Here is a 15920-nt window from a genome sequence, read left to right on the forward strand (position 1 = left end):
TCAGCGACGGCTAGGCGCCGAGCAGGTCCAGCCGGCGCTCCGCCAGCGCCCGATTCGGCAGCGGCGGGCGGCGCCGCAGCGCCGAGCGCGCCGCGGCGGGGGAGAGCCCGGCACGCGCGCCCAGCGCGGACGCCGCGGAGAGCGCCTCCGCGTCCCCGAGCGCATCGTCCAGCAGCAGGTCGACGAGGGTGCGCGCCGCCGACGTCACCGGGCAGCCGCCGAGCAGCTGGAGCTCACCGGGGGAGATCGCGACCTGGCGCAGGGCGAGCCTGCTGCTGCGGCGCGGCCGTGCCCCCACCCCGGTGGGCAGCGCGAACTGTCCCAGCGCGGGAGGATCCTCCACCGCGCCGTGCAGCCAGGCGGCGCTCAGCCGCTCCGCGAAGGCGTGCTCCGGGCGCAGCGCGAGCAGGACGGCCGCGCGTGCCGACGGGAACGGCGGCAGGTCGACCGGGCAGTACTGCTCCGCCAGCGGGTAGAGCTCCCCGTCCAGGCGGGCGGCGCTGAGCTCGGCGATGGAGAGCCCGGCTGGACCGGGACTCGGAGCGGAGGTGGACGAGTGCATGCCCCCAGACTGACGCGGCGCGCCCCGTCGAAACGAGGCGCGCCGCAATCTGTGGAGCGTTGCCATCCCGCGTCCTGCTGTGCACAACACGGGGGAGGCGGAAGGGTTAGCCCCCGATGGCCTTCAGCCAGGTGCGCTTCGTCTCGAGCTCCTCGCTCGCGGCGGCGGCCGCCTTCGCGTCGCCGGACGCGGTGGCCGCGGCGATCGTGGCCTCCAGCTTGGCGATGGCGTCCTCGAGCTGCCCGGCCAGGCCCTCGGCGCGTGCCTTGGTCTCCGGGTTGTCGCGCTTCCAGTGGTCCTCGTCCAGCACGCGCACGTGGTTCTCGACCTTGCGCAGGCGGTCCTCGATCGACTTGACCTGCTCGCGCGGGACCCGGCCGATCTCGTCCCAGCGGCGCTGGATGCCGGTGAGGGCGGCGCGCGCCTTGACCCGGTCCTTCTCGGACAGGATCGGCTCGGCCTCCTCCAGCAGGGCCTGCTTCGCGGCCAGGTTCTCCGAGAACTCCTCGTTCTCGACGGCGTCGACCTCGGACTTGGCCGAGTACAGCACGTCGCCGGCTGCCTTGAACCGGGCCCAGAGCGCGTCATCCTGCTTCTTGCCCGCACGGCCGGCGAGCTTCCACTCGTCCAAGAGCTTGCGGTAGGCGGGGATGCCGTCGGCACCCTTGCCCGCCAGCGCCTCGGCCTGGTCGATCAGGGCCTGCTTGCGGCTGCGGACATCCTTGTGCGCGCTGTCCAACTCGGCGAAGAACGCCTTGCGGTGCTGCTCGATCGTGGTGCGGGCGGCACGGAACCGCTTCCACAGCTCGTTCGCCTCGGCCTTGGGCAGGCGCGGGGCGTCGTGCTGGTGGGCCTGCCAGCGGGCGAAGAGGGAGTCCAGCGTCGCGGTCGCCTGCTTCCACTGGGTCTTGGCCGGGTCGCCGGCCGCCAGTTTCTCGGCCTCCTCGACGATCTGCGTGCGCTCGGCGACGGCTGCATCGATGGCGGCCTTCGTCTCTGCGCTCTGCTGCTCGGTGAGTTCCGAGACGGCGCCCCCGAGCTTCTCCAGCCGGGCCTTCAGCGCGGCGAGGTCGCCGACGGCGTTGGCGCCCTCGACGTTGGCGCTGATCGACGCGACCGCCTTGGCGATGTCGGACGCCGGTGCACCGCGCTTGGCGCGCTGCTCGAGGAGCGTCACCTGCCCGGCCAGGTCGACGAATTTACGTTCGAAGTACGCCAGAGCTTCCTCTGGAGTGCCGTCGGGGTACTGACCAACCGCGCGCTCACCGGATTCCTCGCGAACGAAGACGGTGCCCGTCTCGTCGACGCGCCCCCACGGTTGCTGATCTGCTTGAGCCAAGAGCCTCATCCTTGCTGAATGCCTGGGCCGCCAAATGGTGCGGCCATACCCGCCCCAGCCTATTCCACTTATGCGGGGCAGGCGGGGCGCTCTTCTATAACTGTTACGTGCGGCGGCTGTGCGCCTACTGCAGGGTGAAGCCGGTGATCGTCGTCGGCACGGCCGGCGCGCCATCGGAGAGGCCGCCCTTCACGCCGGCGTCGGTGATCTGCTCCTTCAGCTGGTCCAGGCCACTGGTGACGCGGCCGAGGACGGTGTAGCCGCCTGCGGCGTCCGAGCCGATGGTCGTGTCGCCGTAGACGATGAAGAACTGGCTGCCCATGCTGTACCCGTTGCCGGTGCTGCGCGCCATCGCGATGGTGCCCTCCGGGTAGACGTTGTCGGCCGGGGCGTTCTCGATCGGGCCGTAGCTGTAGCCGGGCCCGCCGGTGCCGTCGCCGGACGGGTCCCCGCACTGCAGAACGTAGAAGCCGCCGTCGGTGAGGCGGTGGCAGCTGACACCGTTGTAGAAGCCGCCCTCGGCCAGGCTGATCGTGGAGGCGACGGCCTGCGGTGCCGCCGCGCCGTCCAGCTCGATCCCGAGCTCGACGTCGTTCAGGGTGAGCGTGCCCGTCCAGGTGCGGCCCTCGGCGAGGGAGGCCGGCGGCACGTCACCGATGTTCGTGCCCGCCTCCGGCGTGTCGGTCGGGGCCGGCGTGGCCGAGTCGGTCGGCGTGGGTACCGCCGTGCCCGGCCCGCCGTTGAAGAAGAGCAGCTGCGCCCCGACGGCGAGGACCAGGATCACCACGAGGGCGATCGCCGCGATCCAGTTGTCGCGCGCGCGACGGGTCGTGCGGCGCTCGTGCACGGCCTGGCGTGCCTGGTACGCACGCAGGCGTGCCCGTGCTTCGCGGTCCTGCTTCGGGTTCGAGGCCACACTGCTCCTTCAAGATGATGCGCGGGGGGTGATCCTCAGGGGATCAACCATGAACTCTACGCAAGCCGTGTCGCCAGCGCCAAGTACGCTGGGTGGCATGGTGAATTCGGGTCCCGGTCTGCGCTCTGGCGCGACCCCGCTCGCTGTGCGCATGCGCCCCAAGTCTTTGGACGAGGTGGCCGGGCAGCGGCATCTGCTGACCCCCGGGTCGCCGCTGGTCGCGCTGGCCAGCGACAAGACGGGGGAGAAGGGCTCGGTCTCCGTCATCCTCTGGGGTCCGCCCGGCACCGGCAAGACGACGCTCGCCCAGGCGATCGCCCACTCCTCCGGGCGCAACTTCGTCGAGCTCTCCGCCGTCACCGCGGGGGTGCGCGACGTGCGCCAGGTGATGGAGCAGGCGATGACCAACCGCGACCTGTACGGCACCTCCACCGTGCTCTTCCTCGACGAGATCCACCGCTTCACCAAGGCCCAGCAGGACGCCCTGCTGCCCGGCGTCGAGAACGGCTGGGTCATCCTGGTCGCCGCGACGACCGAGAACCCGTCCTTCTCCGTCATCTCCCCGTTGCTCTCCCGCTCGCTCCTGCTCACGCTGGAGCAGCTGAGCGACGAGTCCCTCGGCGTCGTCGTCGACCGCGCGGTCAGCGACCCGCGCGGCCTCGGCGGGCGCTTCACCCTCGAGGACGACGCCCGGTCGGCCATCATCCGGCTGGCGTCCGGCGACGCCCGCCGCGCCCTCACCGCGCTGGAGGCGGCATCCGTCTCCGCCGTGACCAGCGCAGAGGGCGAGGCGCAGCCGGCGATCACCGTCGAGCTGGTCGCGCTGGCCGTCGACCGGGCGCTGCTGCGCTACGACCGCAACGGCGACGAGCACTACGACGTGATCAGCGCCTTCATCAAGTCGGTGCGCGGCTCCGACGTCGACGCCGCCCTGCACTACCTCGCGCGCATGATCGAGGCCGGAGAGGACCCGCGGTTCATCGCCAGGCGCATCATTGTCTCCGCCTCCGAGGACATCGGCCTGGCCGACCCGCAGGCGCTCGTCGTGGCGATCGCCGCCGCGGACGCCGTGCAGTTCATCGGCATGCCGGAGGGGCGTATCCCGCTGGCGCAGGCCGTCATCCACCTGGCGACGGCCCCCAAGTCGAACGCGGCATACATGGGCATCGACGCCGCCATCGCCGACGTGCGCGCCGGCAAGATCGGCCGCGTGCCCAAACACCTGCGCGACGCCCACTACCCGGGCGCCAAACGGCTCGGCCACGGCAAGGGCTACAAGTACCCGCACGACGAGTCCGTCGGCGTCTCCACCCAGCAGTACCTGCCGGACGAACTGCGCGGCAGCCGCTACTACAGCCCGACCGAGCATGGCAACGAGCGGGAGATTGGCGCGCGCCTGGCGAAGATCCGCCGCATCATCAACGGCGACTGATCGCTGTGTTAGGCTATCCGAGGCCTAAAGCCTGTTTTTCGCGCGCGGCTGCTGCGAATCACAGGGCTTAAGGGGCAGGAGCTGTAGCCGCTCCGGACCCCGCGGCTGACCCCTCTAACTTTGCCCGGGCGCAGCGCGCCCGCGGTACTTCATTGTTTGAGAATCATTTCGAAAGGAAACCGTGTCTACTAAGTCACGTACCCGCAGCAAGACCCGCCTCTCGCGCGCGCTCGGCATTGCCCTCACCCCGAAGGCAGCCAAGTACCTCGAGAAGCGCCCCTACGCTCCCGGTGAGCACGGCCGCACCAAGCGCAAGCAGGACAGCGACTACGCCGTTCGTCTGCGCGAGAAGCAGCGTCTGCGCGCCCAGTACGGCATCCGCGAGAAGCAGCTCAAGATTGCCTTCGAAGAGGCTCGTCGCACCAAGGGCCTGACCGGTGAGAACCTGGTTGAGATCCTCGAGACCCGTCTGGACGCCCTCGTCCTGCGTGCCGGCTTCGCCCGCACCACGGCACAGGCCCGCCAGATGGTTGTGCACCGCCACATCCTCGTTGACGGCCAGCTCGTCGACCGCCCCTCGTTCCGCGTGAAGCCGGGTCAGCAGATCCACGTCAAGGCGCGCTCCGAGGGCACCGAGCCGTTCCAGGTTGCAGCAGCCGGCGGCCACGTCGACGTCCTGCCCAAGACCCCGGCATACCTCGAGGTCGAGCTCGACAAGCTGCAGGCGCGCCTCGTGCGTCGCCCGAAGCGTGCCGAGGTCCCCGTGACCTGTGAAGTACAGCTCGTCGTGGAGTACTACGCGGCTCGCTAGTCGTCGTTGAACTACGCTGGAGGGCGGATCATCTTCGGATGGTCCGCCCTTCTTCGTTAAGCCTCACTCTGTAGGCCCACCCCATTGGATGGTGATCAATGTCTCTCGGAGACGTAGCTGGACTCCTGGCGGCCGGCGCCTTCGCGGTGCTCGTCGCACTGCTGGCAATCCCGCTGGTCAAACTGGGCGGGGTGCTGGACCAGACGCGCCAGTCCATCCGCGAGACCACCGAGGGCGTCACGCCCCTCCTCGAGGAGACGGCGGTGACGCTGCAGGAGACCAACAAGCAGCTCGCCCGCGTCGACGTGATCACCTCCAACGTCGCCGACGTGACGGGCAATGTGTCGGCACTCGTGGCGCTCTTCGCCGCAACCGTCGGCGGCCCGCTGATCAAGCTGGCCGGCTTCTCGGCCGGCGTGCGCGCCGCGTTTCGCACCGCGCGTCCGCGCACGGGCGGCACGCGCCGCGGCTGACGCACTACTGTTGTCAACGAACTCTCGGATCACAAGGAGCCTCTTCGCATGAAAAACCTACTGTGGCTGATTCTCGGAATCGCGGGCGGATTCGTCATCGCGCACCAGATCAACAAGACCCAGGAAGGCCATCGGTTCTTCACCGAGGTCGACGCCAAGGCCCGTGAATTCGGGGCGGCCGTCGCCGACGGGTACCACCAGCGCGAGGCCGAACTGCGCAACGCCATCGACGAGGTGCTCGACTAAGCTCGGGCAACTCTCGCACCACCCATGCGCCGGACTCGGCGCTTCGACACACTACGTACTACGGGACCCATGCAGACTGCAGAAATTCGCCGGCGCTGGCTTGACTACTTCGGAGAGCGCGGTCACACCGTCGTGCCCTCCGCCTCCTTGGTGAGCGACGACCCCACCCTCCTGTTCACCGTCGCCGGCATGGTTCCCTTCGTGCCGTACCTGACCGGCCTGGTGCCCGCGCCGTTCCCGCGCGCCACCAGCGTGCAGAAGTGCATCCGCACCCTGGACATCGAAGAGGTCGGCAAGACGCCGCGCCACGGCACGTTCTTCCAGATGAACGGCAACTTCTCCTTCGGCGACTACTTCAAAGAGGGCGCCATCGGCTACGCCTGGGAGCTGCTGACCAGCTCGGAGGCCGACGGGGGCTACGGCTTCGACGAGAAGGACCTCTGGGTCACCGTCTACAAGGACGACGACGAGGCCGTCGGCTACTGGCGCGCCCTCGGCCTGTCGGAGGAGCGCATCCAGCGCCTCGACAAGGACACCAACTACTGGCACACGGGCCAGGCCGGCCCGGCCGGCCCCTGCTCGGAGATCTTCTTCGACCGCGGCCCCGCCTACGGCATCGACGGCGGCCCGGCCACCGACGACGACCGCTACGTGGAGATCTGGAACCTGGTCTTCATGCAGTACCTGATCAGCGATGTGCGCGGCAAGACCGAGTTCACCATCGTCAAGGAACTGCCGAACAAGAACATCGACACCGGCATGGGCCTGGAGCGCGTCGCGTTCCTCAAGCAGGGCGTGCAGAACTTCTACGAGATCGACCAGGTCCGCCCGGTCCTCGACCGCGCGGCAGAGCTCTCCGGACGCCGCTACGGCGCCGACCACGAGGACGACGTGCGGATGCGCGTCATCGCCGACCACGTGCGCTCCTCGCTCATGCTGATGAGCGACGGCGTCACGCCCTCCAACGAGGGGCGCGGCTACATCCTGCGCCGCCTGATGCGCCGCACCGTGCGCGCCATGCGCCTGCTCGGCGTGGACGCACCCAGCTTCCCGGAGCTGTTCGCGGCCTCCCGCGACGCCATGAAGGATGCCTACCCCGAGGTCGAGCGCGACTACTCCCGCATCGCGCAGAGCGCGATCGGCGAGGAGGAGACCTTCCTCCGCACGCTCGCCGCCGGCACCACGGTGCTCGACCTGGCGCTGAACAAGACCAAGGCCGCCGCCTCGCCGCAGCTGGCCGGCGACGCCGCGTTCCTGCTGCACGACACCTACGGCTTCCCGATCGACCTCACCCTCGAGGTGGCGGAGGAGGCGGGCCTGACCGTTGACCGCGCCGCCTTCGACGCCCTGATGGCCGAGCAGCGCGCCCGCGCCAAGGCCGACGCCAAGGCGAAGAAGACGGCCCTGGCCGACCTCTCCGTCTACGGCGAGTTCCGCGCCCACGGCGAGACCGTCTTCACCGGGTACACGTCGCTCCAGACGGAGTCCACGATCCTCGGCCTCATCGTCGGCGGCCACTCCGTCAACAAGGCCGTCGCCGGCGAGATCGCCGAGGTCATCCTCGCCGAGACCGCGCTGTACGCCGAGTCCGGCGGGCAGGAGGCCGACACCGGCCTCATCGTCGGCCCCGGCTACGAGCTCGAGGTGCTCGACGTGCAGAAGCCCGTCAAGGGCCTGATCAGCCACAAGGTGCAGGTGCGCTTCGGCGAGGTCGGCGTCGGCGACGCCGCCACCAGCGTCGTGGACGCGGACAACCGCCGCGGCGCGCAGCAGGCGCACTCCGGCACGCACATCATCCACGCCGCCCTCCGCCAGGTCCTCGGCCCGAACGCGCACCAGTCCGGCTCCTACAACAAGGCCGGCTACCTGCGTCTGGACTTCTCCTGGAACCAGGGCCTCTCGGCCGCGACCCGCAGCGAGATCGAGGAGATCTCGAACAACGCGATCCGCGACAACCTGCCCGTGGTCACCCGCGAGATGGCCCTCGACGAGGCCCGCGAGCTCGGCGCCATGGCGCTGTTCGGCGAGAAGTACGGCGACCGCGTGCGCATGGTCGACATCGGCGGCCCGTGGTCGCGCGAGCTCTGCGCCGGGACCCACGTCGGCTCCAGCGCCGAGATCGGCATGATCAACCTGATCAGCGAGTCCTCCGTCGGCTCCACCAACCGCCGCGTCGAGTCGCTCGTCGGCATCGAGGCGTTCCGCGACCTCGCCGCAGAGCGGGCCCTCGTCACGCAGCTCACCAGCTCGCTGAAGACCCCGCGCGAGCAGCTTCCCGAGAAGGTGTCCGAGCTCGTCGCCAACCTCAAGGCGGCCGAGAAGAGGATCGCCGAGTTCGAGGCGAAGGCGCTGGGCGAGAAGGTTCCCGCGCTCCTGGCGAAGGCCGCTCGCAATGACGGCCTCACGATCGTCGCCGAGAACCTCGGCACTCTCTCCTCCGCCGACGAGGTGCGCAACCTGGTCAACCTGGTGCGCGAGCGCCTGGGCGGCGAGGCGGCCGTTGTCGCCCTGGCCGCCGAGGTCGGCGGCAAGGCCGTCGCGATCGCCGCGACCAACCCGCCCGCCCGCGAGCTCGGCGTCAAGGCGGGTGCCCTCGCCAAGGAGATGGCGGGCATCCTCGGCGGCGGCGGCGGCGGCAAGGACGACCTGGCCCAGGGCGGCGGCGTCGACGTGAGCGCGATCCCGCGCGCACTCGAGGCCGCGCGCACGTCCGCAAGCGCGGCGGCTCGGGCATAGTGCGGCAGGGGGTACGGCTCGGCGTCGACGTCGGCAAGGCGCGCGTCGGGCTGTCCCGCTCCGATCTGCACGGCATGCTGGCCACGCCGGTGGAGACGGTCCCGCGCACCCTCGGCGCGGCGGTCGAGGCCGGCGCGGCCCCGACCGCCGACCTGCAGCGCATCGCGGCCGTGCAGGCCGAGCTGGACGCGATCGAGGTCGTCGTCGGCCTGCCGCTGGCGCTCTCCGGCGCCGAGACGGCATCGACGGCGGATGCCCGGCACTTCGCGATCGCACTGGCGGCCGCCCTGCCGGTGCCCGTCCGCCTCGTCGACGAACGCCTCTCGACCGTCTCCGCGACCTCGGCGCTGCGCGCCTCCGGCAAGAAGGCCAAGTCGCACCGCCCGGTGATTGATCAGGTCGCCGCGGTTATTATTTTGCAACACGCGCTCGACTCCGAGCGGGGGACGGGCACCGCCCCCGGGACCGTACTCAGCCTGAACGAAGGACTCTGACTTGTCATCACTTCCCCCGGCTACCCCCGACGACGCGGGCGCCAGGCCCTCCTTCGACGAGGTCTTCTCTGTGCCGGGGCCAGCCGAGGCCTCCGGGCTCCGTCCGCGCCAGGCGAAGGGCCGGCGGGGCAGGCGCGGACTCGGCTGCCTGGTCGTGCTCGTGGTGCTCGCCGGTATCGTGACGGCCGGGTTCTTCCTGTTGCAGGGGCCGATCCAGCAGATCATCGCCGCGGCATCCGGGCCGGAGGACTACCAGGGCAGCGGGACCGGCGAGGTCGTCGTCATGATCCATGAGGGCGACATCGGCTCCGACATCGCCACGACGCTGCACGACGAGGGCGTCACGAAGAGCTTCGACGCCTTCTACCAGCTGCTGCTGAAGCAGGCCAGCACCCACGTGTTCCAGCCCGGTGCATACAAGCTCGCCACGGGGATGAGCGCGCAGGCGGCGCTGGACGCGCTCATCGACCCGGCGAACAAGCTCGAGCAGACGGTCGTCATCCCGGAGGGCACCGTCGCCGCCGACGTCTACCAGCTGATCGCAGAGGGCACCTCGATCCCGCTCGAGGAGGTGCAGGCGGCCGCCGCCGACGTTGTCTCCTTCGGCCTGCCGGCCGAGGCGACGACGCTCGAGGGATTCCTGTTCCCCGCGACGTACACCTTCACGCCGGGCATCGGCGCGCACGACGCCCTCGCCACGATGGTGAACCGCCAGTTCCAGGCGCTGGACAGCGCCGGCGTCGCCCCGGAGGACCGCTGGAAAACCATCGTGCTGGCCTCGCTGATCCAGAAGGAGGCAGGCCTCCGCGACGACTACTACAAGGTGTCCCGGGTGTTCCTGAACCGGCTGGACCCGAACCTGTGGGAGAGCGGGCTGATGCAGTCCGACGCGACCGTCGCCTACGGCACCGGCAACACCCACCGGGTCTCCACGACCGACGCCGAGCGCGCCGATGCGGCCAACCCGTACAACACCTACGTGCACCCCGGCCTGCCCGTCGGTCCCATCTCGAACCCCGGCGACCTCGCCATCGACGCGGCGCTGCACCCGGCCGACGGCCCGTGGCTGTTCTTCGTCACCTGGAACCTGGACACCGGCGAGACGATCTTCTCCTCCACCGTCGACGAGCACGACGCCGCCGTCGCCAAGTGGCTGGACTGGATGGACGAGCACCCGGAGTACCAGTGAACGCTGTACCCGTGAGCGCTGTGCCCGCGAGCCAGCCTGCTCAGAACCGGCTCGCCGTGCTCGGCTCGCCGATCGCGCACTCCCAGTCGCCGGCCATCCACGCCGCCGCCTACACGGCCCTCGGGCTGGACTGGGGCTATGACCGGGTGGAGCTGACCGAGCCGGAGCTCGCCGGATTCCTGGCCGCGCGCGGGTCGGAATGGCGCGGCTTCTCGCTCACCATGCCGCTGAAGACCGAGGCGTTCGCCCTCGCCGACGAGCTCGACGACGCGGCGCGCGCGACCGGCGCCGTGAACACCCTGCTGTTGACGCAGTCGCAGGGCGGGCGTCGGCTGCTCGGGTTCAACACCGATGTCGCCGGCATCGTCAACTCGCTCGCCGAACACGGGGTTCAGCAGGCCGGCAGCGTCACCATCCTGGGCGGGGGAGCGACGGCCGGCTCCGCGATCCTCGCCGCCGCCGAGCTCGGCGCCCACAGCGTGACCGTCGCCGTCCGCACCCCGGCCAAGGCGGCCGGCCTGCAGCGGCAGGCCGACGCGGTCGGCGTGGCCCTGCGCATCGTGCCGCTGGAGGGCGCCGTCGCCGCGGCATCCGCCAGCGACCTGCTGCTCAGCACGCTGCCAGGCGGCAGCGACACCGGACTGGTGTTCGAGCCCGGAGTGATCGGCGCCCTGCCGCTCTACGACGTCGCCTACGCGCCCTGGCCGAGCGCGCTCGGCGCGCAGTGGCAGGCGGCAGGCGGCCAGCTGATGTCCGGGCTCGGGATGCTGCTGCACCAGGCCCTCGTGCAGGTGCGCATCTTCGTCTCCGGCGACCCGCACGCCCCGCTGCCGGACGAGGCCGGCGTGTTCCGGGCGATGGTCGCCGCTGTGGAAGGATAGACACCATGCTGCGTTGGCTCACCGCCGGGGAATCCCACGGCCCAGAACTCATTGCCGTGATCGAAGGACTGCCCGCGGGCGTCCCGATCGCGTTGGACGACATCCGTGCCGACCTGGCGCGCCGCAAGCTCGGCTACGGCCGGGGCGCGCGCATGAAGTTCGAGCAGGACGAGCTGAACATCTCCGGCGGTGTGCGCCACGGGCAGAGCCTCGGCAGCCCCGTCGCCCTGCGCATTGGCAACTCCGAGTGGCCGAAGTGGAAAGACGTCATGAGCGCAGAGCCCATCGACGAGTCCAAGCTGGGCCGCGGCCGCGGCGCGGCGCTCACCCGCCCGCGTCCGGGCCACGCCGACCTCGTCGGCATGCAGAAGTACGACTTCGACGAGGCCCGCCCGGTGCTCGAGCGCGCCAGCGCGCGCGAGACCGCCGCCCGCGTCGCCCTCGGCGCCGTCGCCCGCTCCTTCCTCTCCGAGCTCGGCATCCGCCTGGTCAGCCACACCCTCTCCATCGGCCCCGTGCGCGTTCCGGAGGGCAGCGCGCTGCCGACCCCGGATGACGTCGACGCCCTGGACGCCGACCCGCTGCGCTGCTTCGACCCCGCCACGAGCACGCTCATGGTGGCCGAGGTCGACGACGCCCACAAGGAGGGCGACACCCTCGGCGGCGTCGTCGAGGTGCTCGCCTACGGCGTGCCGCCGGGACTCGGCTCCTACGTGCACGGCGACCGGCGCCTGGACGCGCAGCTCTCGAGCGCGCTGATGGGCATCCAGGCGATCAAGGGCGTCGAGGTCGGCGACGGCTTCCTCACCACCACCCGCCGCGGCTCCCAGGCTCACGACGAGCTCTTCGTCGACGGCGGCGAGATCGTGCGCGCCAGCGACAAGGCCGGCGGCATCGAGGGCGGCATGAGCACCGGCACCCTGCTCCGGGTGCGCGCCGGCATGAAGCCCATCGCGACCGTGCCGCACTCGCTGCGCACCGTCGACGTGGCCACCGGCGAGGCGGCATCCGCCCACCACCAGCGCTCCGACGTCTGCGCGGTCCCCGCGGCCGGCGTCGTCGCGGAGGCGATGGTCGCCCTCACCCTGGCCAACGCCATGCTGGAGAAGTTCGGCGGCGACTCAATCGGGGAGACCCGGCGCAACCTGGACGGATACCTGGCCGCCATCCCGAGCCGTCTGGCCACCGGAAGCGCCAGCCGCGCCGTTGACTAGCGCGGGGGCGGGGCGAGAGCCGGTGCTGCCGCTCGTCTTCATCGGCCCGATGGCGGCGGGCAAGTCCAAGATCGGGCGCCTCGTCGCCCGCGGGCTCGACGTGCCGTTCCGCGACACCGACAAGCTGGTCAGCGCCGTGCACGGGCCGATCCCGGAGATCTTCGCCGCGCACGGCGAGGCGGAGTTCCGCCGGCTCGAGCGGGTGGCCGTCCGCGACGCGCTGGCCGAGGACGCCGTCGTCGCGCTCGGCGGGGGAGCCGTGCTGGATGCCGCGACCCAGGCCGAGCTGGCCGGGCACACCGTCGTGCTGCTGACCGTCAGCCGCGAGGCCGTCGGCCGCCGGCTCTCCGGCGGGAGGCCGCTCCTCGACAGTGACGGCGATGCGGACGCGGCCGTGGAGCGCTGGGCGGCGATCGCCGCGGCGCGCACGCCCATCTACGAGTCGCTGGCGACCGTGACATTTGACACCTCCGCTCGGCCGATCTCGCACATCGCCGATGACATCGTGACCTGGGCGCGGCAGCGCGGCCTGGGCAAGGAAAGAGAAGCACAGCGTGACTGAATCGACCACCACCATCCGCGTCGGCGGCGAAGCGCCATACGACGTGCTCGTCGGCCACGACATCCTGGACGGCATCGCCGCCCACCTCGGCACGAAGACCAGCAAGGTGCTCATCGTGCACAGCGCCACGGTCGCCGCCAAAGCCGCAGCGCTGCGCGAGAAGCTCGCCGAGCACTACCAGGTGCTCCTGGCCGAGATCCCGGATGCCGAGACGGGCAAGCGCATGGAGGTCGCCGCCTTCTGCTGGCAGGTCATGGGTCAGGCCGACTTCACCCGCAGCGACGCCGTCATCGGCTTCGGCGGCGGGGCCGTCACCGATGTCGCCGGATTCGTTGCCTCCACCTGGCTGCGCGGCGTCACGCTCGTGCAGGTGCCGACATCCGTCGCCGGAATGGTCGATGCGGCCATCGGCGGCAAGAACGGCATCAACACCAACGAGGGCAAGAACCTGGTCGGCACCTTCTACGAGCCGAGCGCCGTGTTCTGCGACTTGGACACCCTGGACACGCTGCCGCACAACGAGGTGCTCGCCGGGTTCGCCGAGGTCGTCAAGGCCGGCTTCATCTACTACCCGGAGATCCTGGACATCATCGAGGCCGACGTGGCGCGCGTCACCGATGTGGCCACGCCGGAGTTCCGCCGGGTGCTGGAGCTCTCCATCGACATGAAGAGCCGCGTCGTCGCCGAGGACCTGCGCGAGAACGGGCTGCGCGAGATCCTCAACTACGGCCACACCCTCGGCCACGCCATCGAGCACGCGGAGCGCTACCAGTGGCGCCACGGCGCGGCGGTCGCCGTCGGCATGGTCTTCGCCGCCGAGCTCGGCCGCCTGACCGGGGCTCTGAGCGACGAGATCGTCGACAGGCACCGCAGCATCCTCTCCTCGCTCTCGCTGCCGATCACCTACCCGGTCGGACGCTGGAACACGCTCCTGGCCACCATGCAGCGCGACAAGAAGGCGCGCGGTGCGATGATGCGCTTCATCGTGCTGGACGACCTGGCCCGCCCCACCGTGCTGCAGGGGCCGGACACCAGCCTGCTCTTCGCCGCCTATCAGGAGGTCGGCAACTAGCACCGTGCCGAGCGCGCCGGTGCGGGCCGGGCGGCACTTGCCGCCGCCGCCCGGGTGTGCTGAGCTGGGGCAGGATCTCTCGCCACGAGGAGGACACGATGGGCTCGGACTCTCGATCACGCGTCATCGTCCGTGAGGGGCAGTGGGGCGTCTTCGCCTTCCTGGCCTACATTGGGGCGGCGATCTACTTCGTGTCCGTCTCCGACGGCTCCTTCTGGGGCGTCATCCTGGGGCTGCTGCAGGCGATCGTCTGGCCGGTCTACGTCGTCTACCACGTGCTCGTCCTGCTCGGGGCGTGAACTCGGCCTGCCGCTAGGCTGATCGCATGAACCACAAGCCCGTCACCCGCATCCTCGTGCTCAACGGCCCCAACCTCGGCCGTCTCGGCTCCCGCGAGCCGGAGGTGTACGGCTCCGGCAACCTCGCCGACCTGGAGGCGCTCCTCGTCGAGTCGGTGCCGCCCGGCATTGAGATCGACCTGCGCCAGACCAACGACGAGGGCGAGCTCATCGACTGGCTGCACGAGGCGGTCGATTCCGCCACGCCCGTCGTGCTGAACCCGGCCGCGTTCACCCACTACAGCTACGGGCTGCGGGATGCCGCCGCACTCGTCACCAAGGCCGGGCTGCCCCTCATCGAGGTGCACATCAGCAACCCGCACACGCGGGAGGAGTTCCGCCACGACAGCGTCATCAGCGGCGTGGCCACCGGCGTCATCGCCGGCTTCGGCTTCGACTCCTACCGGCTCGGCGTCGACCAGATCTTGCGCGCACGCTCCTAGCCGCCCGTCCAAAGCCAGGCGGCGCCTGGACGCGGCGGGAGCAGTGGTCAGCACGCTGACAGCAGAGGGGGAGGCCTCGCGTGCCGCTCGGAAGTGGCGGCTTTCAGCGAAGCACGCGGTGATCGACTAAACTTGCACGTCGGGCCGTGTGCGCGAGCATGCCGGCCGTGAAACTTTCCCAACTGAATGGACACAGACAATGGCTTCTACCGCTGACATCAAGAATGGCGTCGTTCTCAACATCGACGGCCAGCTCTGGACCATCATCGAGTTCCAGCACGTCAAGCCGGGCAAGGGTGGCGCCTTCGTGCGCACCAAGATGAAGAACGTCGTCACCGGCAAGACCGTGGACAAGACCTTCAACGCCGGCGCCAAGATCGAGACCGAGAACGTCGACCGCCGCGACTTCCAGTACCTCTACGCCGACGGCGAGTCCTACGTGTTCATGGACGTCACCGACTACGACCAGCTGCACGTTCCGGCCGCCGTCGTGGGCGACGCCGTCAACTTCATGCTGGAGAACCAGAACGTCACCCTTGGCCTGCACAACGGCAACCCGCTCTTCATCGAGCTGCCGGCATCCGTCACCCTGCTCATCACCCACACGGACCCGGGCCTGCAGGGCGACCGCTCGACCGGCGGCACCAAGCCGGCCACCGTCGAGACCGGTTACGAGATCCAGGTGCCGCTGTTCCTCGAGACCGGCACCAAGGTCAAGGTCGACACCCGCACGGGTGACTACCTCGGCCGCGTCAACGACTAATGAGCGCACGCACGAAGGCGCGCAAGCGCGCCCTGGACATCCTCTACTCCGCCGACATGCGGCAGATCTCGCTCGATGACGCCATCGCCGCCGAGGCGGCCCGCGCCGTCAGCGAGCCGGACCGCGCGGCCAGCTGGCTCTACGCCCGGGAGATCGTCGACGGCATCGTCGACAACCGGGCCGAGATCGACGAGCTCATCGAGACGTACGCCGTCGGCTGGACGCTGCACCGGATGCCGGCCATCGACCGGGCCCTGCTCCGCATCGGCATCTGGGAGATCATATTCAACGACGAGGTGCCGGATGCCGTCGCCATCTCGGAGGCCGTCGAGGCGGCCACCGTGCTCTCCACCGACGACTCCGCCGGTTTCATCAACGGCCTGCTGGCCAAGATCTCGCAGGTGAAGCCCGCCGGCTCGGCACGCTGAGCACAGCGACTGCAGAAACAG

Annotated in this window: 18 protein-coding genes; 15 read left to right on the forward strand and 3 right to left on the reverse strand. The window is 70.2% G+C overall.

Annotated elements, in window-relative coordinates; translation table 11 throughout:
- Positions 1 to 10: 10 nt before the first annotated feature.
- The 3 genes from BLT62_RS09285 to BLT62_RS09295 all read right to left on the reverse strand — a co-directional run bounded on the left by BLT62_RS09285 (position 11) and on the right by BLT62_RS09295 (position 2817).
- Positions 11 to 562: a hypothetical protein gene (locus BLT62_RS09285; RefSeq protein WP_083363797.1), complete on the reverse strand. Its 552-nt coding sequence runs from the start codon at positions 560 to 562 to the stop codon at positions 11 to 13.
- A 106-nt stretch (positions 563 to 668) separates the two neighbouring features.
- On the reverse strand, positions 669 to 1901 hold the full coding sequence (locus BLT62_RS09290; protein ID WP_407937546.1) for a DUF349 domain-containing protein: 1233 nt from the start codon (positions 1899 to 1901) through the stop codon (positions 669 to 671).
- Between the two features lie 124 nt (positions 1902 to 2025).
- Positions 2026 to 2817 carry a peptidylprolyl isomerase gene (locus BLT62_RS09295; protein ID WP_083363799.1) on the reverse strand — a complete coding sequence of 264 codons (792 nt, stop codon included), beginning with the start codon at positions 2815 to 2817 and terminating at the stop codon, positions 2026 to 2028.
- 97 nt (positions 2818 to 2914) lie between these two features.
- Between BLT62_RS09295 and BLT62_RS09300 the strand changes: the two genes are divergently transcribed.
- The 15 genes from BLT62_RS09300 to nusB all read left to right on the forward strand — a co-directional run bounded on the left by BLT62_RS09300 (position 2915) and on the right by nusB (position 15899).
- Positions 2915 to 4249, forward strand: a complete 1335-nt coding sequence (locus tag BLT62_RS09300) for a replication-associated recombination protein A (protein WP_083363800.1) — start codon at positions 2915 to 2917, stop codon at positions 4247 to 4249.
- A gap of 181 nt (positions 4250 to 4430) precedes the next feature.
- On the forward strand, positions 4431 to 5060 hold the full coding sequence (gene rpsD / locus BLT62_RS09305; RefSeq protein ID WP_055842670.1) for a 30S ribosomal protein S4: 630 nt from the start codon (positions 4431 to 4433) through the stop codon (positions 5058 to 5060).
- A 98-nt stretch (positions 5061 to 5158) separates the two neighbouring features.
- Entirely contained in the window at positions 5159 to 5533 is a 375-nt protein-coding gene (locus BLT62_RS09310; protein ID WP_083363801.1) for a DUF948 domain-containing protein, read from the forward strand.
- A gap of 48 nt (positions 5534 to 5581) precedes the next feature.
- Complete coding sequence (locus BLT62_RS09315) at positions 5582 to 5779, forward strand: hypothetical protein (RefSeq protein ID WP_083363802.1); 198 nt, start codon at positions 5582 to 5584, stop codon at positions 5777 to 5779.
- A 69-nt stretch (positions 5780 to 5848) separates the two neighbouring features.
- On the forward strand, positions 5849 to 8515 hold the full coding sequence (gene alaS / locus BLT62_RS09320; RefSeq protein ID WP_083363803.1) for an alanine--tRNA ligase: 2667 nt from the start codon (positions 5849 to 5851) through the stop codon (positions 8513 to 8515).
- Positions 8515 to 9009, forward strand: coding sequence for a Holliday junction resolvase RuvX (ruvX, locus tag BLT62_RS09325; RefSeq protein ID WP_083363804.1), 495 nt, complete (start codon positions 8515 to 8517; stop codon positions 9007 to 9009). The genes alaS and ruvX overlap by 1 nt, the downstream gene beginning before the upstream one ends.
- Before the next feature lies 1 nt (position 9010).
- Positions 9011 to 10198 carry an endolytic transglycosylase MltG gene (mltG, locus tag BLT62_RS09330; RefSeq protein WP_083363805.1) on the forward strand — a complete coding sequence of 396 codons (1188 nt, stop codon included), beginning with the start codon at positions 9011 to 9013 and terminating at the stop codon, positions 10196 to 10198.
- Between the two features lie 11 nt (positions 10199 to 10209).
- Positions 10210 to 11079, forward strand: a complete 870-nt coding sequence (locus BLT62_RS09335; protein WP_231919079.1) for a shikimate dehydrogenase — start codon at positions 10210 to 10212, stop codon at positions 11077 to 11079.
- 5 nt (positions 11080 to 11084) lie between these two features.
- Complete coding sequence (gene aroC / locus BLT62_RS09340) at positions 11085 to 12293, forward strand: chorismate synthase (RefSeq protein WP_083363807.1); 1209 nt, start codon at positions 11085 to 11087, stop codon at positions 12291 to 12293.
- Between the two features lie 22 nt (positions 12294 to 12315).
- On the forward strand, positions 12316 to 12855 hold the full coding sequence (locus BLT62_RS09345; protein ID WP_331710495.1) for a shikimate kinase: 540 nt from the start codon (positions 12316 to 12318) through the stop codon (positions 12853 to 12855).
- Positions 12848 to 13927, forward strand: a complete 1080-nt coding sequence (gene aroB / locus BLT62_RS09350; RefSeq protein WP_083363808.1) for a 3-dehydroquinate synthase — start codon at positions 12848 to 12850, stop codon at positions 13925 to 13927. Before BLT62_RS09345 ends, aroB begins: the two co-directional genes overlap by 8 nt.
- 98 nt (positions 13928 to 14025) lie before the next feature.
- Positions 14026 to 14226 carry a hypothetical protein gene (locus BLT62_RS09355; RefSeq protein ID WP_083363809.1) on the forward strand — a complete coding sequence of 67 codons (201 nt, stop codon included), beginning with the start codon at positions 14026 to 14028 and terminating at the stop codon, positions 14224 to 14226.
- A gap of 26 nt (positions 14227 to 14252) precedes the next feature.
- Positions 14253 to 14708, forward strand: coding sequence for a type II 3-dehydroquinate dehydratase (locus BLT62_RS09360; protein ID WP_083363810.1), 456 nt, complete (start codon positions 14253 to 14255; stop codon positions 14706 to 14708).
- A 199-nt stretch (positions 14709 to 14907) separates the two neighbouring features.
- Positions 14908 to 15471, forward strand: coding sequence for an elongation factor P (efp, locus tag BLT62_RS09365; protein ID WP_083363811.1), 564 nt, complete (start codon positions 14908 to 14910; stop codon positions 15469 to 15471).
- Complete coding sequence (gene nusB, locus BLT62_RS09370) at positions 15471 to 15899, forward strand: transcription antitermination factor NusB (protein ID WP_083363812.1); 429 nt, start codon at positions 15471 to 15473, stop codon at positions 15897 to 15899. The genes efp and nusB overlap by 1 nt, the downstream gene beginning before the upstream one ends.
- Positions 15900 to 15920: the final 21 nt, after the last annotated feature.

The organism is Microterricola viridarii (genome assembly GCF_900104895.1).
Classification (GTDB): domain Bacteria; phylum Actinomycetota; class Actinomycetes; order Actinomycetales; family Microbacteriaceae; genus Microterricola; species Microterricola viridarii.

What these genes read in the sequence shown, in the direction of transcription:
- efp (WP_083363811.1), top strand. Translation starts at nt 14,908, where the DNA reads ATGGCTTCTACCGCTGACATCAAGAATGGCGTCGTTCTCAACATCGAC.
- nusB (WP_083363812.1), top strand. Translation starts at nt 15,471, where the DNA reads ATGAGCGCACGCACGAAGGCGCGCAAGCGCGCCCTGGACATCCTCTAC.
- BLT62_RS09285 (WP_083363797.1), bottom strand. Translation starts at nt 562, where the DNA reads ATGCACTCGTCCACCTCCGCTCCGAGTCCCGGTCCAGCCGGGCTCTCC.
- alaS (WP_083363803.1), top strand. Translation starts at nt 5,849, where the DNA reads ATGCAGACTGCAGAAATTCGCCGGCGCTGGCTTGACTACTTCGGAGAG.
- BLT62_RS09355 (WP_083363809.1), top strand. Translation starts at nt 14,026, where the DNA reads ATGGGCTCGGACTCTCGATCACGCGTCATCGTCCGTGAGGGGCAGTGG.
- BLT62_RS09310 (WP_083363801.1), top strand. Translation starts at nt 5,159, where the DNA reads ATGTCTCTCGGAGACGTAGCTGGACTCCTGGCGGCCGGCGCCTTCGCG.
- BLT62_RS09300 (WP_083363800.1), top strand. Translation starts at nt 2,915, where the DNA reads ATGGTGAATTCGGGTCCCGGTCTGCGCTCTGGCGCGACCCCGCTCGCT.
- BLT62_RS09360 (WP_083363810.1), top strand. Translation starts at nt 14,253, where the DNA reads ATGAACCACAAGCCCGTCACCCGCATCCTCGTGCTCAACGGCCCCAAC.
- BLT62_RS09315 (WP_083363802.1), top strand. Translation starts at nt 5,582, where the DNA reads ATGAAAAACCTACTGTGGCTGATTCTCGGAATCGCGGGCGGATTCGTC.
- aroC (WP_083363807.1), top strand. Translation starts at nt 11,085, where the DNA reads ATGCTGCGTTGGCTCACCGCCGGGGAATCCCACGGCCCAGAACTCATT.